Genomic DNA, 21,312 nt, shown 5'->3' with positions numbered 1-21,312 from the left:
TACGTTAAAGCATTTCTGGTACCAAGGCTATTCGCTCCCTTAGAGACCTTTTGCTCTCTTGGTCTTTCGCTCTGATATCCGCGCTTTCGTTTCCGGCTTGACCAATGCCCTACCGCCCTTGTGATCGGGCGGCGTCTGTAGCATCCGCTTCAGCGTCTCGTTAAAGCGCTTCTCGTCGGTTTTTACGTCGGACTTATCGTTCATGCCGCCTTACCTAGTGCTTCGCGAGCGATACGAGCTATCGCCGCGTCTTCGTCGTCTCTGTAAACTGGTACCGTCGCTAGTCGATTGCTTGCCCTACGGCGTAATTCATTCGAGATGGCATGGTCATCCTCCAATAGAGCGATTACCGACAAATCTTGCTTCACCTCATGCAGCGCAGCAAAGTGAAGGAAGATCGCGTCGTTCACTCGCGCAGGGCTATTCCCAAAAAATATCGCGACAGGCGGTCGGCCGCTCACCTCCAAAACCATGTCAGGAGTCACCTCGGAAAGGCGAGAACTGACCGCCTCATTTTCTCTGATTTTGGCACGGTCGCCTACCACGGACCTTATTCGCTCCGCTGCGTCTTCCTTGAATGAGGAGGTGATCTTCTCTTGCGTGAGCAGGAGAAAATCGTTCATTCGGATCATAACGCCGACGAACGCCAACGCCCTAGCCGGCAGCTCTACCTCTGGAAAAGACGCGGTCTTTATCGTGCCGTCATCGTGATCGAAGTGAGCATGAACTGAAGACAATAGTTGTTCTAGGCCGCGTCGGCGCGTATCGGTGTCAAAATCGACGCCGGCCGCTTCGAGCTGCTGGATTGTCGCGCCATCGTCCTCAAGCCTGAAAGCGCCGTCCTCTGTCTTTGTGACGTAGAAGGCAACTCGGTCTCCGTCATCGCGCAGAAACGCCGTAGACACGGCAAGGCCGGCCGGCACTTCCGTTACGGTTATGTCATTGCAAAACGCGTGGCAGAGTTCGGCTTTCATACCATTCCCTCAGCCTTATCGATCTTGAAGATCGATATTGCGCAATTAAAGGCGGTCTGCGCAGAAAGAGGCTGCTTTAGATGCCTGAATTCTGTTCGGCGATGGAACGAACCCGCCTTCGGAAGACGGACGCTGCCGAACCGGTTGTGAGCGACATTGATGTTGGCCAAATCGCTGCAACGGGCATGGCAATGCCACCCAGGTTCGCTGGCGTGATACTCATAGTCACAGATGACAAGAGTTTCGCCGCCCTTCGTTACGCCTAGGGTAGCACGGAAAATCCGCTTGGATTCGTTGAACAGCAGAAGAACGCGACAATCTTCGCCGGCCGCTTGAAAGGTGAGGATTCGCCACTGATAGAGCGGGCCATACTTATACGCCTTGGCCTTGGCTCGACGTGACGGCCACTTGGAGCGCGGTATCTCACCTCGCTTCCAATCCCCCGTATCAACGGCGGATTTTTCCGCCGCGACTATCCCCCTCAGATTCATGGTGTTCCTCGTAGCGCAAAATAGCTAAGGAATCACGCATGCTTTGTCACATATATAATTAGGATTATCATCCCTATATCGGCATGGCTTGGTAAAGACCCACCCGCAGCGGAATGGCAGCTTGCCGAAGAAAAGCGCGCTCGGTTCACGGCACCGGCGCGAGCCGTTAGGCGCGCGGGCGCCCGCTAGGACCGCAGGCTGGACAGAATCTCGCACGGATCAGCGTCAAGCGCCGCAGTTAAGTCGAGAAACTCGATGACGTCGAGACGACGCTCTCCACCCTCGTACTTGGCCACGAAGGATTGGGGACGATCAAGCTTCTCGGCCACCTGCGCCTGAGTCAGGCCTTTGGCCTTGCGCAAGGAAACCAGCTGGGCCAGAAACCGCTGGTGGCGGGGCGATCGAAGAGACTTGGGCATGTAGGCGAACCGGTCGGGTAAAGACCGGATCAGCGACTAATCCCGGTTTCGGATTATCCCATTTTGGGATATGCTGCGTTGCATCCAGCGCTCAACAGCCGAGGCTCGCAACAGGCATGAATCGATCAATGGGAACAGATGAGACTCGAAGCTCAACTCTGTGTGACGAAGTCCCCTGGTCGGATAACCTCACGAGCTACGACAGGCAGCATTTCACGATCTACCTGCGGATCCTGGATGCCTGCGCCGACAATGCCAGCGAAGAGGAGATGGCCGATCTCATTCTCGGCATCGACCCGGCCCTTGAACCGGTCCGCGCCCGCAAGGCTCTTCGCAGCCATATCGACCGTGCGAACTGGATTGTGACGACTGGCTACAAGGAACTGTTCGCCGGCTGACGCACAGCACGGACTGTCATGCTCTTCAAACAAGGACGTTCAGATACCCGCCATTCATGAGCGCACGGCCGCGAGAGACGGCGCGGCGGGAGCGGTCACAACTGGTTCGCGTGCTGTTTGATTGCCATTTCTAGTGCTTGGCTCAGAGGCACAGCCTTGGAGAACAGGAAGCCTTGAGCGGTTCGGCAGCCAAGCTTGTGCAGGGTTTGCCGATCCGCCTCTGTTTCGACGCCCTCGGCCATGACCTCGATCCCGAGCATGTTACCGAGATCGATGACCGATTTGACAAGCAGTCGGTCCTCTCGGGACTTGGCCAAGCCGCGAATGAAGCCCTGGTCTATTTTCACCTTGCGTATCCGACTGTCCTTGAGCGATGCCAACGTAGAAAAGCCGGTGCCGAAGTCATCGAGCGCGATGGAAATGCCCGCATGTGAAAGCCGTCCGAGCTTTTCATCCACTCTGTCCGGGTCAACCGGGGATTCTTCGGTAATCTCGATCTCGAACATCGTTGCAGGGAGACCTCTTGCCGCCAGACCATCCAGAACCATGTCGTCGATATCGCCGGCTTCCAGTTCGCGCGGTGAAACATTCATCGCCACACGGAGATCACGACAGTCGGCTTTCACCAAGTCGTCGATAAAAGCACAACAGTCGGCGAATACGGTTTGCGTCAGCAGCTGAAGCATTCCGGTTTCGCGTGCAGCTGTGATGATTTCGGGTGGAGAGATGGCACCATGAGTCGGATGGGACCACCTCAGCAAGGCTTCAAAGCCGACCACAGCCTCGGTGTCGAGTTTCACGATCGGCTGGAACCAAGGTTGCAAGCTTCTCGTCTTTATCGCCGAATGAAGGTCCCGTTCGACGGACTGGCGGCGTTGCAGTTCCCTGTCGAGTTCGGCATCGAACAGGCAAAATTCGTTCCTGCCACGACGCTTGGCCGTATAAAGGGCGATATCCGCCCGCAACAACATTTCGGTCAGGCCCGGGCTTTCCGCCAGGTATATTCCTATTGATGCCCCGACCCGGACGGACGCGACCTCGATATAGGGGCGGGCAATTTTGGCTATGATATTGGAGGCGAGATCACTGGCAGAAAGCGAAACCCTCGTTGAGGGAAAAAACAGCACGAATTCATCGCCGCCGATACGAGCGAGCGTTGAGCCTTCCGGTGCTTCCTCCTCTATGCGGCGGGCGATCCTGACAAGCAGTTCATCACCGGTCCTGTGACCGTAGGTATCGTTGACGGATTTGAACCCGTCCAGATCAATCAGCATTGCCACGAAGGGGCTATCCGCGGTCTCGAACCGTCCGATAGCGTGTTCGAGGCCACGCCTGTTGAGAAGGGCCGTCAGGTGGTCCTGCCTGGAACTGGCCTTCATCTCCGCCGCAAGCCGCTCGGCCTCATGCCTCAGGCGGCTCGCTTCGCGGAACCGTGCTTGCCCAACAAACGAAGCTCGAACCAAGCCGCCCATGAAGAGCAGAACGGTAAAAGCCAGAATGTAGTCTTCAAAATTGCCTTTCGCCAAAAGGCAACCCACCGTGATGAGGAGCGGAGGTGTGATGAAGTTGGTCGCCGCCGCGGCATACGAACTGCCGTATGTAACCGCACCAGCGGAAATGCCCGCCAGAATGACCAGATGCAGCGGTGCTTGAGGTGTCGTGTATCCAACAGTCAGGACGGCCAGGAAGGACCAGGCAAACCCTGCCAGAAGGGCAAGGATGCCAAACCAGCGAAGCCGCGGCAAAACCCCCACTAAACCGTCATGGCGCCCCGTTTCCTTTAGCTGATAACGCGCGAGTGCAAGGCGGGCGGCATTTATCGCATTGACGGCCAGGAACCAGATTGCAGCGGCAAAGCCGCTGCCAGAAAGGGCGTGCACCGTCAAAATCAGGCCTGACAGGATAGCGCTTATCGGCATCGACACGAAGAGGCCGGTCCTCAGGTCAGCAAGCTGATCCTGACGGATTTTGGCCTCCAGCGTGTCTACTTTCTTCGGGGCCATGGACGGACCGGCTTGCTCCCATCGTTGTTCGCGAGGACAAGCTTACGCAGGCCCACTGAAGGACGGGTTAACTATCCAGCGGGGCTAACCAGTGCGCTCACCATGTCTTCGGGGCGCACGTCTGCTCTTGGCCTTGCCGTCTGACCATCGAGCTCTTGCCCGCACGCGTGCCTTGATCCGAATCATCCCAGAATCGGCAACGTCACCATGGAAGCAGCCCTGCCAACGGCATCAACGCGCCCGGCGAGACAAAAAGCCGGGCCGAGATAGCGTTCCAGAGCGGCAGCGCTGCCTGCGATTCACCGCCTGAGCATGGCCGAAATGCCATGGCGGATAAAGGGAAGATATTGGGCAAAGCGAAGCCCCGCATGTCTTGCAAGCCGTGCCGTCGGGTGCTCGCCTGAGTAGAGAGCGACAAGTGCATTCGTAGCATGATAGAGCGGTGCCGCCGACAGACGCAGCCGGCTTTCGTATCTGCCGAGCATGTCAGGATCAGCAATGTCGCGGCGCTCACGACATGCCGCCAGGATTCCATCGGCGAGTTGCTTCTGGCCGCTGAGGCCGATGTTGAAGCCATGCGCGGTCACCGGGTGCATGCCGAGGGCAGCATCGCCGATCAGTGCCGCACTCGGAGCCCAGAACTTGTGCGCCCAGGTCGTGACCAGCGGATAGGCATGGCGGGTGCTTGCCAAGGTCATCTCTCCGAGGCGTCCTCGACAACGGTTCGTCAATTCCATCAGGAACAAATCGTCGTCGAGAGCAAGCAGTCTGTCGGCCTCGTTTGAGCGCAACGTGAGAAGCAGCGACGACACGCCTTCCATGAGCGGCAACATCGCTATCGTCTGATAGTGATCGAACCATTCGACCGCGATCTGGTGATGGGCGCGCTCGTGCCTCACCCGGCAAATCAGCATGGAGTTGCCAAGCCGATTGATGTCGGCCCCAATGCCGAGCAGGTCGCGCGTCGCGGACAGACGCGAATCCGCTGCAACGAGCAGCCGAGCGGCCAATTGCCTGCCATCACAGAGCCTTATGACTGCTTCTTTGTGGCTGGTTGTTGCATTGACGACCGAGCGGCCGCACAGCAGCTGGGCATGATCCTGGAAGTGGACAAGCTTGAACAGGGCGTCGCGGATCCGAAAATTTGGGACCAGAATTCCGAGTGGTTCCCCAGATCCGCTGGGAGAGTCGAAGCTCAGGGCGAAAGGGCTCGATCCGTTGAGCACGCGCGCGCCTTGTAGCGGTGATTTGTCCGAAGCGGGGATGGCATCCCAGGCGCCGAGCTCGCGAAGGATTCCAACCGATGCGTGGGTCAGCGCGATCTCGCGACCGTCGAAAGCCGGATTCGCCAGGCTTTCGAGCGACTGCCGTTCAACCACTGCCACCTTGAGTCGGCTCTGGGCAAGCGACGCGGCGAAGGAAAGTCCGACCGGCCCGGCTCCGACCACAATAACGTCGAATCTATCGACAGAGCCGGCCATCAGCGTGCCGCCATTGCGTCGGCTATCTGCGACGAAGGGCACTGGAACGCATCGCAATCGATCCACGGTTTGCGGCTCATCTCCCCAAGCGTCTCCACGCGACCTAACCGTCCGTTAGACATCCGTTCTCCGTTCAAAAATGCTCAATGAAACCATGCCGATGAAGAGATAACCCTGATGTGGATCAACCAAGCTCGATAAACGCGGCAACGGCGGGTTCACGGTCGACTGGTCGATCGCCACGCCATGGTCTGGTCAGGTCATCATGGAATGGCCGGCTTCCCGTTCGGTGCGGCCCTTTCCTGGCCGAAAGTTCGGCAACGTATTCTGGCTGATCCGTTCGCACCCGTCGCGCGCCGAAATCGGCATGACGCGAAGCAACCGCGGAAAATATTCGAGCGAGTCCTCGCAGGGCAGGCTGGGTCAACTGCGTGGCTCGTCGCGGTCGATCAGCATCCGCTCGGCGGCGCCATCGAGATCTTCATATTGGCCGCTCCTCAAGGCCCACAGGAACCCCGCCAGCCCAAGCGCTCCGAGGAACAGGGCCACAGGTATGAGGTAGGCGAGCGTCGTCATGAGGATTGTGCCAGTGCGCCAATGTCGGAGCGCCTGTCATGTCGGGCATCTTGCACCGATGCATTTGACACGAAACCTTGCAGGCGTAGCGCATTGCCGATGACCAGGAGGGACGAGGCGGACATCGCGACCGCCGCGATCAGTGGCGTAACGTGCCCCAGAATGGCGACCGGCACGGCGATGCCATTGTAAACGATCGCGATGGCGATGTTCTGCCGGATCAGCCGTCCGGCCTTCCGCGAAATGTCTAAAGCAAGTGGGACCGCCAGAAGACTTTTACGCAGGAACACGAAATCCGCGGCGTTGCGACCGATATCCGCCGCCGTGGCCGGAGCTATCGAAACGTGTGCGGCGCCCAATGCAGGCGTGTCGTTGAGCCCATCGCCGACCATCAGCACCTTGTGGCCAGTTCGCGTCAATGCTTCGACGTGTTCGACCTTCCCGGAGGGAAGCAACGCGGGAACGAAGCGCTCGACGCCCAGTGCTTCCGCGACTTCGCCGCAGGCAGCTTCTGTGTCGCCCGACAGCATCTCCACCGACACGCCGGCATCGTTCAATCGCTCGATCGCCGCCCTGGCGTCGGCACACAACGCATCCTCGAAATTGAAGGTCGCGACAACGATCCCGTCTTTCGTCAGGACCGTCCCGCCATAGCCATGTTTGCCTTCGCCGCCGGTGCGGGCCTTCCATCCAGCCCATCCGCGTCTGCCCAGCCGCCAGATACTTCCGACGTCAGTTGCTTCGATACCGAACCCCGGATGCTCGGTGACGGCATCGAATTTGTGCTGCCCGCCGCCAGCGGCAAGACCGGCTATGGCTTTTGAAAACGGATGACGCGAATGCGCGGCCATGTCGGCTGCAATCGTCAGCATGGCCGGATCGATCGAGGCCGCATTGACGAGACGGGGCTGGCCGAGCGTGAGCGTGCCGGTCTTGTCGAACACCGCTGCATCAATCGTTGCCAGGCGCTCCATGGCCGAACCATCCTTGACCATGATGCCGTTCTCGAACAGCCGCCGCGCGGCGACCACCTGGACGATCGGCACGGCGAGCCCGAGCGCGCACGGACATGTGATGATCAAAACGGCGATGGCGATGGTTATCGCCCGATGCCAGTCGCCGGTTGCCGCCATCCAGCCAAGGAATGTCACGAAGGCGGTGAGATGAACAACTGGAGCATAGAGTGCTGAAACGCGATCGGCGATGCGGCGGTAATGTGCGCGACCGCCCTCGGCGGCTTCCATCAGCCGAACCATTTCCGCCAGGAACGAATCCTTCGCGGCGGTTGTCGCCTCGATGGTTAGCGGGCCGGTAAGGTTGAGCACGCCGGCCTGGACGGCATCGTTTGGCGCCACGCTTCTGGGCGTGCTCTCGCCCGAAACCAGCGAGCAGTCGACGTCCGATGTCCCACGCGTGATCTTGCCGTCGACGGGGATTCTTTCGCCGGCCGCTATCAGCAACAGCATGCCCGGTTCGATCTCGCCAACCGGCAGATAGTCGCGTGCGCCATCGTCGCGCAGCACCATGGCGCCACGCGCGGCCAGTTGTGACAGGCCTTTCACGGCGGTGCGGGCGCGTTCGCGCATCACGTGATCCAGCGTGCGGCCGATCAACAGGAAGAACAGCAGAGACACCGACGCGTCGAAATAGGCGTGGTCGCCATGGTTGATCGTTTCGTAGAGGCTCATGGCGTAAGCGAGCGATACCCCGACCGCGATCGGCACGTCCATGTTCATGCGGCTGTGGCGCAGCGCATTCCAGGCCGAGGCAAAATAGATGCCGCCGGCGAAAGCGAGCGCAGGAATGGCAATCAAGGCCGAGACCCAATGGAACAGGTCGCGGGTCGCGCCCTGCGCGCCGGACCAGACGGAGACTGATAGCAGCATGATGTTGCCCGCCGCAAAGCCGGCGACCGCGACGGCGCGGATCAGTTCCGAGAGCGTCTTGTCCCTCCCGTCAGCCTCGGGATCGAACAGGTGCGCGCCATAGCCCAGCCGTCCAAGTGTGGCGACGAATGGCGGAACCTCCTCGCCGCGCCACCGGACCGAAATACGTTTCGTCGAAAGATTGACACGAGCGCCTTCGACGCGATCCAGCTTGCCGATCGCCGTCTCGATCGTCTGGATGCAGGCGGCACAATGCACAGCCGGCACCGAGAGGTCGGTCTGGCGAAGATTTTCGCCAATCGAGCGGCTCGCCAGTCTGATTTCCTGGCCAGAAGGCAGGACCAGTGTGACCTTTTCCAGGTCCAATGCCATTTCGGCGCCTGGCGCGCAGCAGCTCATTGCAGCGCCCCGTGGGAAATCATGATCCGGCGAACGTCGCGATAGGGTTCCGCAAGGCTCGCATCGGCGTCGATTTCGACGATCCAGACGCCATCCGTGGGCATGTGGTGCGCGGCGAATATCTGACCGGAGGCAGCGGCAAGAGTGACGGATTTGTCCTCGGCCTCGTAGGCGGGATGACGAAACAGCACCTTGACGACATGCAAGGCAACCGGCTTGCCGACAGCATCGGTGAGGCTGTAGCGGACCTCACCGCCTGCGATGGTCAGTTTGCCAGTCCAGCCGAGGGCTGCCTGAGCTCGCCCCTCCTCGGCCTTCCTGTTGAACTGCTGGCTCGCCACATAGGTGTTTTCGACGACAAGGCCGGTCCAGCTCGTGTTGGCGACCGTCGCCATCGTCAGATTGACCGCTATGACCACGCCGAAGAAGCCAAGGATGGTGAACAGCATATGCCTGCCAGTGAATTCGCGGGATTGTCGCGAGGTGTCGCTCATCTGGCGCTCTCCGGTGCGTTGAAAGTGGCCGTGTATTCGTCCGACTCGAACGTTGCCTTGTTTTCGACCCGGAACTTGAAGCTTTGCGCTGCACCCCGAACCTGATCTGCCGGCTGACGCACGAAAACCTTGAGCAGCTTCAGCCGGTCGGGTTCGACCGGGATGGCGAAGGAGCGATCCGCCGGCAGGTCGATGCCGACAACGCTCATTTCGGCTCCATGCAGGCCCTGCATCGTGACAATGATCGTTCTTGGTTCGGGGATCATGTTGAGCAGCTTGACGGTGTAGCCGTTGCGGATCGAACCGTCGGACAGCGTCACGAACTGCGGGTTGCGATCGTGCAGGACATTCAATTCGAGCCGTTCGCGGGTCAGCAGCGAATAGAGCAGCGCGAGACCGACCGCCGACCAGGCGCCCATGTAGATGAAGGTGCGCGGGCGAAAGATCTTGCGGATATGGAAACGGGCCACCTTGTCGGAGAACAGGCCGTCAGCGCTCCTGACCAGTGACGGGTTGACTGAACCGGAGCCGCCCGGGGTCGCTAGCATCATGTTGGCGTTGTAGTCGGCCAGCGTCGCATAGGAAATCAGTCCGCGCTCCCTGCCGAGCTTGTCCATGATACCGTCACAGGTATCGATGCAGAGCGCGCAGGTGATGCATTCAAGCTGCTGGCCATCACGAATGTCGATCCCCATCGGGCACACCGCGACACAGGCATTGCAGTCGACGCAGTCGCCGACGGGCTGCCCGGCGGCAAGGACCCTCTTGGCGTGACGCGAGCGCGGTTCGCCGCGCCATTCATTATAGGTGACGGTGAGGGAATTCTCGTCGAGCATGGCCGCCTGGATGCGCGGCCATGGGCACATGTAGGTGCAGACCTGCTCGCGCATCAGCCCGCCGAACGTATAGGTCGTCGCCGTCAGCACGGGCACGGTGATGTAGGCGACGGGGGCGGCGGTGCCGGTGAAGAGTTCCCCAACCAGCGTCGGCGCATCAGCGAAATAGAAGATCCAGGCGCCGCCGGTCAGCACCCCTATGACCAGCCAAATGGCGTGTTTCGATGTTCGCAGCACGAGTTTGCGCGCAGTCCAGGGACCGGCATCGAGCTTCATGCGCGCGTTGCGGTCGCCCTCGATGGCTCGCTCGACGACCAGAAACAGATCGACCCACACGGTCTGGGGGCACGTATAGCCGCACCAGGCCCGGCCGACGGTGGATGTGATCAGGAAAAGGCCGATACCGGCCATGACCAGCAGGCCGGCCACATAATAGAATTCCTGGGGCCAGATCTCGATGAAGAAGAAATAGAAGCGGCGGTTGGCAAGATCGACCAGCACGGCCTGGTCCGGGGCAAATGGCCCGCGATCCCACCGCAGCCAGGGCGTCAGGTAGTAAATCCCCAGCGTGATTGCCATCACCGACCACTTGAAGCGGCGGAAACTGCCAGAGGCCCGGTTCGGGAAGATCTTCTTGCGCGCGGCATAGAGCGGCTGACGGGTCTTGGCGGAGTTGACCGCATCGGCTTCGAGCCGTTCTATTTGCGTGTTATCGAGCACGAGAAGCTCCAGTCACCAGCGACGATTTCGCCGGAAGCCCGACCCATCGGTTTCTGGATGATGCCGAGGCCCGGCTCGCGCCGGGCCTCGTCGCTTGGCGGTGGGGGGAGGACGAGAATAGGCTTGGGTACCTATTCTCCGCCGCCAAGCGAATGGACATAGACCGCGAGTTCCTTGGCCTTGATCGCGCCGAGACGACCAATCCAGGCCGGCATGACGCCGTGCTTCGGCGCGCGGACCTGCGCGGCGATGGCTGTTTCGCCAGACCCGTAAAGCCAGATCGCGTCGGTCAGGTCGGGTGCGCCGAGCTCCCTGTTTCCCTTTGCATTCTCACCATGACAGGCCGCACAATTCTCGGCGAAAACATTGGCGCCGAGTTCGATCTGGCTTGTGTCCTGAACAGGATCGGAGAGGCTTGCGACATAGGCGCCGACCTGCTTGATCTGATCCGTCGTGATGATGTCACCAAAAGCAGGCATTTCCGACAGGCGCGTATCCGGGTCTGATGCGAAGCGGATGCCGTGCGCAATCGTTTGCTGGATCTGTTCGGCGTTGCCACCCCACAGCCAATCGTCGTCGTTTAGGTTGGGAAAACCCTTGGACCCTTGAGCGCCCGAGCCATGGCACTGCACGCAATTGACCTTGAACGCGGCGCCACCTGCGGCGACGGCGAATTCGCGTAGCGTATCGTCGGCAGTAATCTCGGAGACGGTCTTCGCCTGAATGGCAGCGACAAATTTACCCTTGGCCACTTCGGCCGCCGCCAGTTCATTCTTGACGTCTCTGCGGCTCGAATACCCCAGCACACCCCTGGTCGCGGAAGTCAGCATCGGCCATGCCGGATAGACGACGGTGTAACCGATCGCCCAGCCAATGGTGATGTAGAAGGTGATGACCCACCAGCGCGGAAGCGGGTTGTTGAGTTCCTTGATGCCGTCCCACTCATGGCCGGTCGTCGAGATACCCGAAACCTCGTCGATATGCTCGCTGCCCATGATCAGTCGTCCTTGAGAGGAATGTGAGCGGCTCTCTCGGCTTGCCTGCGGCTGCCGGGACGAAGTGCAAAGGCAACGCATCCGAGGAAGAAAAGCGCCATGGCAAGCAGGCCCCAGCTGTCGGCAAACTCCCGCATGAAATTGTAGGTCATCGCCATTCTCCTCAGCGGTAACCGGCGGCTTCGTCATAGGTCCTGAAATCGACCAGCGTGCCGAGCATCTGCAAATAGGCGACCAGCGCATCCATTTCGGTGACCTGCTGCGGATCGCCGTCGAAGTCCCCAACCTTGGCTTTCGGATAGCGTCTCTCCAGGCCCGATGTGTCGGCATTCGCATCGGCCTGCGCCATGAGATCGGCATTGGCATGAGCGATCATGTCGTCTGAATAGGGCACACCGACACGGCTGTTGGCGATCAGATGCGTCGAGAAATCCTTCACCTCGATGGGCATGTCCTTCAGGAACGCGTAGCTCGGCATGATCGATTCCGGCACCACCGAACGCGGCTCGGTGAGATGCTGGACGTGCCATCCGTTCGAGTAGCGGTCGCCGACCCGGGCGAGATCCGGCCCGGTGCGCTTCGAGCCCCACTGGAACGGGTGGTCGTACATCGACTCGGCCGCCAGGCTATAGTGGCCGTAGCGCTCGACCTCGTCGCGGAACGGCCTTATCATCTGGCTGTGGCAGAGGTAACAGCCCTCACGCACATAGATGTTGCGCCCGGCGAGCTCGAGCGGCGAATAGGGCCGCATGCCTTCCACCTTCTCGATGGTGTTGTCGAGATAGAAGAGCGGCGCGATCTCGACGATACCGCCGATCGTTACGACCAGCAGGGACCCGAGGAGAAGAAGTGTGGCGTTCTTCTCGATGACCGCGTGTCTGTCCATCAGGACCATTTTCTGGCTCCTGATCGCACAGGCTGGAGGGCGGGGATGGAGCGCGGCATCGGATCCTCCTCGCGCTGGTAGCCGAGGATGGTCATGGCGATGTTCCAGGCCATGAGGAGGGCGCCCGACAGATACATCGCGCCGCCGATGGCACGCATGATGTAGTAGGGATGCATGGCGGCGACGGTTTCGGCGAAGGAGTAGACCAGGAAGCCCTGCTCGTTGTATTCGCGCCACATAAGGCCTTGCATGACGCCGGAGACCCACATCACCGCGGCGTAAACGACGATCCCAAGCGTCGCCAGCCAGAAGTGCCAGTTGACGAGCCGCAGCGAATAAAGCCGGTCGCGGTTCCATAACTTCGGGACCATGAAATAGATCGCGCCGAACGAGATCATGCCGACCCATCCGAGCGCGCCCGAATGGACGTGACCGATGGTCCAGTCGGTGTAGTGCGAGAGCGAGTTGACGGCCTTGATTGACATCATCGGGCCTTCGAAGGTCGACATCCCGTAGAAGGCGATGGCCATCACCATCATGCGGATGATCGGGTCGGTGCGCAGCTTGTCCCAGGCGCCCGAGAGCGTCATCAGGCCGTTTATCATGCCGCCCCACGAGGGCATCCAGAGCATGATCGAGAACACCATGCCGAGCGTCTGGGCCCAGTCCGGCAGGGCGGTGTAGTGGAGGTGGTGCGGACCGGCCCAGATGTAGAGAAAGATCAAAGCCCAGAAGTGGATGATCGACAGCCGGTAGGAATAGACCGGTCGGTTGGCCTGCTTGGGAACGAAATAATACATCATGCCGAGGAAGCCGGCGGTGAGGAAGAAGCCGACGGCATTGTGGCCGTACCACCATTGCGTCAGGGCGTCCTGGACGCCGGAGAAGGCTGAATAGCTCTTGGAGCCCAGGAAGGAGACCGGCATCGACAGGTTGTTGATCACATGCAGCATTGCGATGGTCACGATGAAGGCAAGGTAGAACCAGTTGGCGACATAGATGTGCGGTTCCTTGCGCTTCAGGATCGTGCCGAGGAACAGGATGAGATAGGCGACCCAGACAATGGTCAGCCACAGGTCCACATACCATTCGGGCTCGGCGTATTCGCGGCTCTCGGTGATACCGAGCAGGTAGCCTGTCGCGGCCATGACGATGAACAGCTGATAGCCCCAGAACACGAACCAGGCGAGATCGCCGCCGAACAGCCTGGCACGACAGGTCCGCTGCACGACATAAAGTGACGTGCAGATGAGTGCATTGCCGCCGAAGGCAAAAACCACGCCGGAAGTATGCAAAGGCCGCAGTCGGCCGAAATTGAACCAGGGCTGGATGTTGAGATCGGGGTAGGCGAGCTGCAGGGCGATGACCACGCCGACCAGCATGCCGACGACGCCCCAGAATACGGTGGCGATGGCACCGTAGCGGATCGGCCCATCCATGTAAGCGGCGGGGTCGATCGGAACTGCCGGCTTGAACTCCGTGTTGCGCAACAGAATCGCAGTGAAGCCAGCCACGGCGAAGAACAAAACCCACATATGCCGGCGAAAAGGTTCATCTACGCCGAAGCCGGCAGCCACCAGGGCCGCAAACGCAAACAGGCTTAGAAGGACGATCTCTGTGCCGAATTTCATCGCAAGCCCCGATTTCCAATTCCGGCGGGCGCCAACCGCAGTGCCTTATTGCGCAGCCGTGGCCTGCTCGCCCTGATCCATGTCAGAGCCGCACGATTTTGCTTCGAGCAGCATCGAGTTCGGTGCGATCAGACTGTGGCGATCGAATGTGGAAGCGCAGCACCGGCCGCCACGCTTACGGACAGGCCCCGCGTCCCCGGTCGGGCCGGGTATGGAGGCGATCGCGGGCGTGTGGGGAAGCGCGCCTTCTGTGACGCTGGAAAGTAGGCCGATGCCTTGCCGAACGTCGATCGTTTCAATGCCTTGGGACATCCAGCGCCAGCGTTGCGCTGCCTTCGTGACATTCATGGTTCGGGGAGACGGCGATTTTCCCCTGCGTATGAGGCGTATTGACTTCGGCCGAGTGCAATCCTGCCTGGAACAGCCGGTTGCACGTCGAGCACCTCGAGGATGGATGCTTCGCCGACGAGTTGGCCGAAACACACCTGGCTCAGGCGATCGGATGGAGAGCGGGCTGTCGCTATGCGGCTTCTTCTAAGCCCAACGCGAGCATGCCCTGCCCCGAACGAAATAAGTGACGTAGGCCATGCAGCTTCGGTGTCATTCAAACGGCGGTTGCGCCTCGGCCGCCGCAGCGCCGTTCCAGCCGGCTCATGCTGTCCACGGTGACACGGCGGTTGTTCTCGATCCGAATCACGCCGTCCATTCTCAGGCTGGTCAGCTGACGGCTCACGGTCTCGTTTGTAATTCCAAGGAAATCAGAGATGTCGGCACGCGTCATCGGCAGCTCGAAGCACGCCGACCTAGCCGCCGGGTCAACACTGGAATCGATGTTCCGGGCGATCATGAGGAGAAAGCTCGCCACCTTCTCCGGTGCGGTCTTGCGCCCCAGAGTCACCATCCATTCGCGTGCCTCGTCGAGTTCGTTCAGCGCCTGCTTGAACAGGCGATGCACAAATTCCGGTGATTCCTTCATCAACCGTTCGATGGCCGCTCTCGGAAACGAGCATAGCGAGACAGCTGTTGCCGCTTCCGCATTGATCGCGCTTTTCATCTTGAAGGGCCGTCCCAGAAAATCCGGCGCGAACTGGAGACCGACGATCTGCTGGCGGCCGTCCGAAAGGCTCTTCGTCAGCTTCACCACGCCTGAAAGCACGTTTGAATAACAGTCGACCGCCTCGGCGTCGCCGATCAGTTCGACCCCCGGCTCGATATTGTGCCGCGACGACGTCTTGGCGAGCTGAGCCAAATGGTCTGGTTCGAGCGCACCACAGACACCGCGGTGCCGTGCCTCGCAAGACAGGCAAAGAACGGGAATGCCGGAACTGTGAATGTCCTGCCGTAATGTCATTCGATCGCTCTACCGGTCCAGTGCGGGCAGGATAGCAATCGACGGTAGAAAAATCCTTGCGGCAGTTTGTCCGTGCTGAAGGTTGATCGAAATCAGGGCTTAGGCTCATCCAAGCATCCACAGTTCCGGCGACGCAAACACGGTGGACCACGACATGCGACTGCAGCTAGCTGCCAGACTTGGCGAGAACGTCCCGCGCTATACCAGTTATCCGACCGCGCCGCATTTCCATGCGGGGGTCGATGCCGTCGTTTACCGAGGCTGGTTGGAGGCGCTCAACGACGGCGATGAGATCTCGCTCTATCTGCACATCCCGTATTGCGACAAGCTTTGCTGGTTCTGCGCTTGCCATACCAAGCAGACACGCCACTACGAACCAGTGACCACATATCTGCGCTCACTGGATGCCGAGATCGCCACCGTCTCCAGTCTTGTCGCAGGCAAGGGCCGCGTGCGTGCCGTCCATTTCGGCGGCGGTTCGCCGACGATGCTCAAACCGGAAGATATCGTGGCGCTGGGAACCGCCCTGCGCAACAGTTTCACCTTTCTTCCCGGCGCCAAGATCGGCGTCGAAATCGAACCCAATGATATGGACGATGCCCGCCTCGACGCACTCGCCGAAATCGGCATGACCCGTGCGAGCCTCGGCGTCCAGGATTTTGACCCGAAGGTGCAAAAGGCAATTAACCGCGAGCAGAGCTTTTTGCAGACCAAAGCGGTAGTCGACGGCGTTCGTTCGCGCGGCGTCGAATCGGTCAATCTGGACCTGCTCTACGGCTTGCCACACCAGACCAGGGAGAGTGTCGCCTCCACCGTCGCGCAGGCACTGACCCTGGAACCGGATCGGATAGCGCTTTTTGGCTACGCCCATGTGCCGTGGTTCAAGAAACATCAGACGATGATCGACGAGGCATGGCTGCCGGGTCCGGCAGAGCGGTTTGCTCAATCGCAACTTGCGGCGCGGGCGATCGTGGACCAGGGATACGAAGCAATCGGCCTCGACCATTTCGCCAAACCGGGCGATGCCCTCGCGCTTGCCGCCCGCGCCGGAACACTGCACCGGAACTTTCAGGGCTATACCGAGGATCGCTGCGAGACCTTGATCGGCCTTGGCCCGTCATCCATCAGCCAGTTTCGCCAGGGCTATGCACAGAATATGCCTTCGACCGCCGAGTATGGACGCATGGTTGCTGATGGCGGGCTGGCCGCTGTTCGGGGTATCGCGCTTTCCGACGACGACCGTGTTCGCGGCTGGATCATCGAGCGATTGATGTGTGACTTCGCCTTCTCGGCGATTGAGCTGGTGGAGCGCTTTGGCGAAGCCGGCCAAAGACTTCTCCTCAAGGCGAGTTCCACGGCTCTTCATGGTCCTGCGCGGCTGCTTGAACTTGATGGTGACCGCTTCGTCGTGCCGGCGGAAAGCCGGCCCTTTGTCAGAAGCATCGCGGCGAAGTTCGACAAATATTTCGAAAGTGGAACGGCCAGGCACTCAGCGGCAGTCTGAGCACCGCAGAGGAACGGTCATGGTTCTCAGTCGATCGTGAACCGATTGCGCTACGTTTTTCACTGTTGACCGGCGACCATCGTGTCAAGACAGGATTCGGAGCGGACCAGACGCGTCTTGGCATAGCGACGATATCGTCCGGTCGTGCCTTCCGGCGCCGTATTCCATTTCGCAGTCCCTGAAGCGCCACGTCGAGTCCGGCCTCTTTTCTGTATCGGAAGCAGTCGACAATCGTCCTGGCCAGATCATGGTTGTCGGCCGACAGCTCCCTTCGGCCTTGCAACGAGAATCCGCAAGGACCGTGCCAGCTGCAGCAGGCGCGCCGGATCGCAACACCATACTATTCCACCCGTGGCTCGCGCTAACCTTTGATTGGTTCGCGCCAGGCCGACGCCCGTCGAAACCGAGCCTCGGCAACAATCCTAATCGTAAGCGGCTGGCCACGCTCTTGGTGCCGGTGGTAGAAGTCCGCAAGCACCCCGGCAGCGCCTTCAAGCGTGGGACAACCCGTCCACCCGAATATTCGTCGGCGCAGTTTCAGTGAAAAGCGGGCCTAGGCTACACAGCTCTCTTGTTACCCCAGAGCATAACGTGCAGCTGCGGCAGCACACGGGCTTCGAACCACCTGTCGCGGGTCACGCTATCAACCAGCCACTCCATGCGCTTCAATATTCCGTCAAGGTCGACAGGCGCGTCTTCATTTGCGGGGCGTGGCGGCGTGTGATTGCCGGGTTGCAGATAGATCGGAAGCCGCGGAAATCTCGCAGCGGCGTCTTTCGCGTAGGCGTAGTCCCTTTCGTCGAAAACAATGAGCTTGAGCACGACTTGCGGCCTGCCTTGTGCCGCCTGGAGGCACGCCTCGAAAGCGGCCCAATCGGTCGTCATTTGGCTTGACGGCGGCTTTGGGCTGAGGACTAGCACGTCAAGGTCGGCAAACCAGTCCCTGGCCACCGAACCTTGGGTTTCCAGCGCAAAACGGTAACCTTCACCATGGCCTCGCTCGATGAGCGCGCCGAGCGGCTGGATGGCCGGATTGCCGCCTGACAGCGATACCATCAGCGGGCGGCCACCGGAAAGCGCAAGCACGTTTTGCCACACCGCGCCAACGGACATCATCTCCCATTCATGGCGGAATTGATTGTCCACCGCATGCAGGCTGTCGCACCAGGAACAGCGATAGTCACACCCGCCGGTTCTGACGAAGACCGTCGGCAAACCGATGAGCACGCCCTCGCCCTGGATCGTCGGCCCGAAAATCTCACTCACGCGGATTGCGGGATGCGTATCGGTCATGGCCGGTATTCCGCCCAGGTTTTCGGCGTTTCGCTCACACGCACGGCCGAGGTTTCGCGCAGGCGTGCCTTGCACCATTCATAAAAATGTCTGGCCAGATATTCCGCCGTGACTTGCTCATGTCCCAGCACGTCGTTGAGATGTCGATGGTCGAAGCTCTCGTCGATGTAGCGTTTGAATGGCGCCAAATCGTGATAGTCGCGCACGAAGCCGTTCTCGTTCAGTCCATTCGCTGAAAGCTCCACTTCAACGATGTAGTTATGCCCGTGCAGGCGCGCGCATTGGTGATCGGGTGGCAACGAGGTGAGCTGATGCGAGGCTGAGAAGTGGAATTCCTTGGTGATGCGGAACATTACGCGGTCCTCCTTCGCAGCGCATCGAGCCAGAAGTCGGAGTCCTCGTAGTCGGTGGGGTCCGGCTGCCCAGAGAGATGAAACGCCTCGCGCCGCTCGACACAGGTCCCGCACCTCCCGCAGTGACGCTCGGCGCCCTTGTAGCAGGACCAGGTCTGCGCAAATGGCGTGCCGTATGCTGCTCCATTCCTAACAATGTCCGCCTTCGTGAGATTCACATAGGGTGCATAAATGCGAATCTTCGCGTAGCCGTCGAGCGCGTGGTCCTGCATCATCTGGAAAGCGTCGATGAAGGCCGGACGGCAGTCGGGATAAATGAAATGATCCCCACCATGCACGGCCGTCGCCACCGCGTCAGCGCCGTGCGCTGCGGCGAAGCCGAAGGCAATGGCTAACATGATGGCGTTCCGGTTCGGCACCACCGTGACCTTCATCGTGTCTTCGGCGTAGTGCCCGTCGGGCACGTCCACATTATCGGTCAGCGCGGAGCCGGAAAGGCCGCCGCCGATCTCGTGGATGTCGATGATGCGGTGCGGGACGCTCAGTCGCTCCGCGCAAAGGGCGGCGAAGCCCAATTCCTTTCTATGCCGTTGGCCGTAATCGAAAGATAGGAGGCCGGCGAGTTCGTGCTCCGCTGCCACCTTGTGAGCAAGGGTAACGGAGTCCAATCCGCCGGAGCAGACGACGAGAGTCTTCATTTTTGGGTCCTTGTTTTAACCGGGTAGGCTGCGACCGGAGATTTCTCTGCGCTCCCAGTACTTCAGGAAATCCATTTTGTGAAGTGAACGGGGGACGAGTTTCATGCGCTGACGTGCCGCTGTGTGCAAGGCGCCCTCGCGGTGAGCCTGCAAGGAACACTGACTAGCGAAACGTCACGCTTCAGCGGAATGCTCAAAGGCGAGCGCACCAGAATAAGCTCTGCAGGAGGTCCGGACCTTCGTAAACAAAGTTCTCGACGATCAAGCGCCCGGCGGTCCCGAGCTTCGAGGGACGCCACCGCGAGGGCTTCAGGTACAAGACGGCCCGAGGATAGGCTTGCCGCAAGAGAACGGACTTACCAGTGGATGTTCAGCGACGCCGATGCAGATGTCTGGAATGATCACGACATCAATTGTCGCGGCAACTTTGGCTGGCCTGCTCCTCGGGCTCCGTAGATCCAGCGCATTCCGCTTCAGGATCGGTTCGAACCGGAGCACGCCCTCGGTCAATAGACGACCGGCAAACCCTGAATGATCGGTCGTGAGCCGACATCTGTGAACAAGCGGTGTGGTCGATTGCTATCACCCATGTGTTGCGCGCAGGTATCTTATGGCAGTGGATGAACTGGATTTGATGATTTTACAGCTGGCGGTCGAAAGCGTTCGCTCGCTCTCCTTAAGCTTCGCAGAAAAGGCCGCCGAGGTAGCCACCAGGAGCCGCGGCATCCTGCTTTTCGACGTGCGGGTCGACGGTGACGCGGAGGTCCAGCGGGTCGCAGCCATCCGATATCAGGGCGACCAGATCGGCGTGCTGGCGTTGGACAGACAGGGCCTTGTTACCCACCATTGCATCGTCAACGGTACGTTCTCACATTTCACTGCGCCCTTGGAGAACTGGCACAGCATGCCCCTGTCGATGCAGGCCAAGCTCAATGCCAACGGCCATGCCAGTCTCTTCCTAGGGGCCTTGCGAAATGCCGGACATTTGCTGGGCAGCTAGCATTTGGCCAGAATGCATCTGTGAATTTTTGCATGCGCATCGCTGCCGACACCGCCTGGCATGATTGTCGTGCTCGAAAACGGCTGCGGCGATCGCGGCAAAGCGATCGCCGCGATGATGGCGATCAACGCGTGGGCGTTGCATAGATGCGCGATCGTTTAGACGGAGGTCTCCGCCTGGCATCGAGCAACATGCACGGAGGTACGCAAAGCGCAAATGCATCAAGTAGTTGAAGGGACGAGCCCCTCGCGCAAATGGAGCTTGCGCTGCCGTCGTCGTCCCATAGTGCCGCCGAACTCGGGGGCGTGACGATCGACCACGATCGCCTATTTTTTTGCAAAGCCGAATGTCCCGATTCCGAAGCCAAGGAAAAACTCCGACCACAGCGAAGAATAGTAACAACACGGGCGACGCAAGCCGCCTTGCCCTCTAGCAGGGGAGGTGCTTGCGGTGCTCTCACCGACACAAGATCGCAAATGGCACGTGGGTGAGCACCAGAACTGGCGACACGCATGGTGATCGGCTTGACTCGCTGGAGGAAGCACAAGGCCTCAGTGGGCGGAGGCGCCAGCGACGGTCGAATACTGGCTGGCTGCTCGGGATCTGATCGTTGAATGACGTAGGATTTGGTTGGTTAAGCCGATCCGAACCATTTCCCGGAGACCACACCCACCATGAACGATCTTGCGCTGCCGCTGAGCGGTTTGTCATCAGTCGGCGGCAAGTCCGTCGTCGCCCGTTTCGACGGCGGCATGCTGTCGTCCAACAGCGGCGTTCTGGCCTTGGCCGAGGTGGAAAAGCGGTTGCGGGTGGCCGAGCGTCTGGCGCGTTGCATCGACGATCCGCGCTGCCCGGACCAGGTCGTCCACAGCCTGGCGGACATGATCGGCTTTCGCATGAAGATGATCGCCGCCGGCTACGAGG

Annotated in this window: 22 protein-coding genes; 4 read left to right on the top strand and 18 right to left on the bottom strand. The window is 60.1% G+C overall.

From position 1 onward, the window contains the following. Positions 1-39: 39 nt before the first annotated feature. The 4 genes from NKH67_RS30705 to NKH67_RS30690 all read right to left on the bottom strand — a co-directional run bounded on the left by NKH67_RS30705 (position 40) and on the right by NKH67_RS30690 (position 1,884). Entirely contained in the window at positions 40-204 is a 165-nt protein-coding gene (locus NKH67_RS30705) for a hypothetical protein (protein ID WP_353032557.1), read from the bottom strand. Then, a complete protein-coding gene (locus NKH67_RS30700) occupies positions 201-974 on the bottom strand; it encodes a DUF1828 domain-containing protein (protein WP_353032555.1) in 774 nt (257 codons plus the stop codon). Before NKH67_RS30700 ends, NKH67_RS30705 begins: the two co-directional genes overlap by 4 nt. After that, the gene (locus tag NKH67_RS30695; RefSeq protein WP_352783941.1) at positions 971-1,465 is read right to left on the bottom strand and encodes a hypothetical protein; all 495 of its coding nucleotides are present in this window, start codon (positions 1,463-1,465) and stop codon (positions 971-973) included. The genes NKH67_RS30700 and NKH67_RS30695 overlap by 4 nt, the downstream gene beginning before the upstream one ends. Positions 1,466-1,650: 185 nt before the next feature. After that, positions 1,651-1,884 carry a helix-turn-helix domain-containing protein gene (locus NKH67_RS30690; protein WP_023679646.1) on the bottom strand — a complete coding sequence of 78 codons (234 nt, stop codon included), beginning with the start codon at positions 1,882-1,884 and terminating at the stop codon, positions 1,651-1,653. Positions 1,885-2,012: 128 nt separating this feature from the next. Here NKH67_RS30690 and NKH67_RS30685 point away from each other — a divergent pair, with 128 nt between their 5' ends. Then, positions 2,013-2,282 (top strand): DNA -binding domain-containing protein, encoded by a 270-nt coding sequence (locus NKH67_RS30685; protein WP_352690192.1) that lies wholly within the window; start codon positions 2,013-2,015, stop codon positions 2,280-2,282. 95 nt (positions 2,283-2,377) lie between these two features. Here the strand turns inward: NKH67_RS30685 and NKH67_RS30680 are convergent, their stop codons facing one another. The 11 genes from NKH67_RS30680 to NKH67_RS30630 all read right to left on the bottom strand — a co-directional run bounded on the left by NKH67_RS30680 (position 2,378) and on the right by NKH67_RS30630 (position 15,540). Beyond that, positions 2,378-4,285, bottom strand: a complete 1,908-nt coding sequence (locus tag NKH67_RS30680) for a putative bifunctional diguanylate cyclase/phosphodiesterase (RefSeq protein WP_353032552.1) — start codon at positions 4,283-4,285, stop codon at positions 2,378-2,380. Positions 4,286-4,584: 299 nt separating this feature from the next. Continuing rightward, a complete protein-coding gene (ubiM, locus tag NKH67_RS30675; protein ID WP_353032578.1) occupies positions 4,585-5,766 on the bottom strand; it encodes a 5-demethoxyubiquinol-8 5-hydroxylase UbiM in 1,182 nt (393 codons plus the stop codon). 423 nt (positions 5,767-6,189) lie between these two features. Then, positions 6,190-6,342, bottom strand: a complete 153-nt coding sequence (ccoS, locus tag NKH67_RS30670) for a cbb3-type cytochrome oxidase assembly protein CcoS (protein ID WP_353032550.1) — start codon at positions 6,340-6,342, stop codon at positions 6,190-6,192. Next, on the bottom strand, positions 6,339-8,627 hold the full coding sequence (locus NKH67_RS30665; protein WP_353032548.1) for a cation-translocating P-type ATPase: 2,289 nt from the start codon (positions 8,625-8,627) through the stop codon (positions 6,339-6,341). The genes ccoS and NKH67_RS30665 overlap by 4 nt, the downstream gene beginning before the upstream one ends. Then, positions 8,624-9,121 carry a FixH family protein gene (locus NKH67_RS30660; RefSeq protein WP_353032546.1) on the bottom strand — a complete coding sequence of 166 codons (498 nt, stop codon included), beginning with the start codon at positions 9,119-9,121 and terminating at the stop codon, positions 8,624-8,626. The genes NKH67_RS30665 and NKH67_RS30660 overlap by 4 nt, the downstream gene beginning before the upstream one ends. Continuing rightward, the gene (gene ccoG / locus NKH67_RS30655; protein ID WP_353032544.1) at positions 9,118-10,677 is read right to left on the bottom strand and encodes a cytochrome c oxidase accessory protein CcoG; all 1,560 of its coding nucleotides are present in this window, start codon (positions 10,675-10,677) and stop codon (positions 9,118-9,120) included. Before ccoG ends, NKH67_RS30660 begins: the two co-directional genes overlap by 4 nt. Positions 10,678-10,808: 131 nt before the next feature. Beyond that, the gene (ccoP, locus tag NKH67_RS30650; RefSeq protein WP_353032542.1) at positions 10,809-11,672 is read right to left on the bottom strand and encodes a cytochrome-c oxidase, cbb3-type subunit III; all 864 of its coding nucleotides are present in this window, start codon (positions 11,670-11,672) and stop codon (positions 10,809-10,811) included. A gap of 2 nt (positions 11,673-11,674) precedes the next feature. Next, complete coding sequence (locus tag NKH67_RS30645) at positions 11,675-11,824, bottom strand: cbb3-type cytochrome c oxidase subunit 3 (RefSeq protein WP_023679629.1); 150 nt, start codon at positions 11,822-11,824, stop codon at positions 11,675-11,677. An 11-nt stretch (positions 11,825-11,835) separates the two neighbouring features. Then, the gene (ccoO, locus tag NKH67_RS30640) at positions 11,836-12,567 is read right to left on the bottom strand and encodes a cytochrome-c oxidase, cbb3-type subunit II (protein WP_352516162.1); all 732 of its coding nucleotides are present in this window, start codon (positions 12,565-12,567) and stop codon (positions 11,836-11,838) included. Then, positions 12,558-14,189 (bottom strand): cytochrome-c oxidase, cbb3-type subunit I, encoded by a 1,632-nt coding sequence (gene ccoN / locus NKH67_RS30635; RefSeq protein WP_353032540.1) that lies wholly within the window; start codon positions 14,187-14,189, stop codon positions 12,558-12,560. The genes ccoO and ccoN overlap by 10 nt, the downstream gene beginning before the upstream one ends. A gap of 604 nt (positions 14,190-14,793) precedes the next feature. Continuing rightward, the gene (locus NKH67_RS30630) at positions 14,794-15,540 is read right to left on the bottom strand and encodes a Crp/Fnr family transcriptional regulator (RefSeq protein ID WP_353017514.1); all 747 of its coding nucleotides are present in this window, start codon (positions 15,538-15,540) and stop codon (positions 14,794-14,796) included. A gap of 154 nt (positions 15,541-15,694) precedes the next feature. Between NKH67_RS30630 and hemN the strand changes: the two genes are divergently transcribed. Then, positions 15,695-17,044 carry an oxygen-independent coproporphyrinogen III oxidase gene (gene hemN, locus NKH67_RS30625; RefSeq protein ID WP_353032538.1) on the top strand — a complete coding sequence of 450 codons (1,350 nt, stop codon included), beginning with the start codon at positions 15,695-15,697 and terminating at the stop codon, positions 17,042-17,044. Positions 17,045-17,602: 558 nt separating this feature from the next. Here hemN and queE read toward each other — a convergent pair. The 3 genes from queE to queC are packed head-to-tail and all read right to left on the bottom strand — an operon-like array spanning position 17,603 to position 19,388. Then, positions 17,603-18,337: a 7-carboxy-7-deazaguanine synthase QueE gene (queE, locus tag NKH67_RS30620; protein WP_353032536.1), complete on the bottom strand. Its 735-nt coding sequence runs from the start codon at positions 18,335-18,337 to the stop codon at positions 17,603-17,605. Further along, positions 18,334-18,690 (bottom strand): 6-carboxytetrahydropterin synthase QueD, encoded by a 357-nt coding sequence (gene queD / locus NKH67_RS30615; protein ID WP_352457393.1) that lies wholly within the window; start codon positions 18,688-18,690, stop codon positions 18,334-18,336. Before queD ends, queE begins: the two co-directional genes overlap by 4 nt. Further along, positions 18,690-19,388, bottom strand: coding sequence for a 7-cyano-7-deazaguanine synthase QueC (queC, locus tag NKH67_RS30610; protein WP_352474109.1), 699 nt, complete (start codon positions 19,386-19,388; stop codon positions 18,690-18,692). Before queC ends, queD begins: the two co-directional genes overlap by 1 nt. 610 nt (positions 19,389-19,998) lie before the next feature. Between queC and NKH67_RS30605 the strand changes: the two genes are divergently transcribed. Together NKH67_RS30605 and NKH67_RS30600 are read left to right on the top strand one after the other, a co-directional pair. Next, the gene (locus tag NKH67_RS30605; protein WP_353032534.1) at positions 19,999-20,388 is read left to right on the top strand and encodes a hypothetical protein; all 390 of its coding nucleotides are present in this window, start codon (positions 19,999-20,001) and stop codon (positions 20,386-20,388) included. A 674-nt stretch (positions 20,389-21,062) separates the two neighbouring features. Beyond that, positions 21,063-21,312, top strand: a 250-nt coding sequence (locus tag NKH67_RS30600) for a transposase (RefSeq protein WP_353032532.1), incomplete at its 3' end; no start/stop codon positions are given.

It is taken from the genome of Mesorhizobium sp. M0968, assembly GCF_040319065.1.
Classification (GTDB): Bacteria; Pseudomonadota; Alphaproteobacteria; order Rhizobiales; family Rhizobiaceae; genus Mesorhizobium.
Note: the sequence above shows the minus strand (reverse complement) of the source record. Positions and strands in the feature narration are given on the sequence as shown.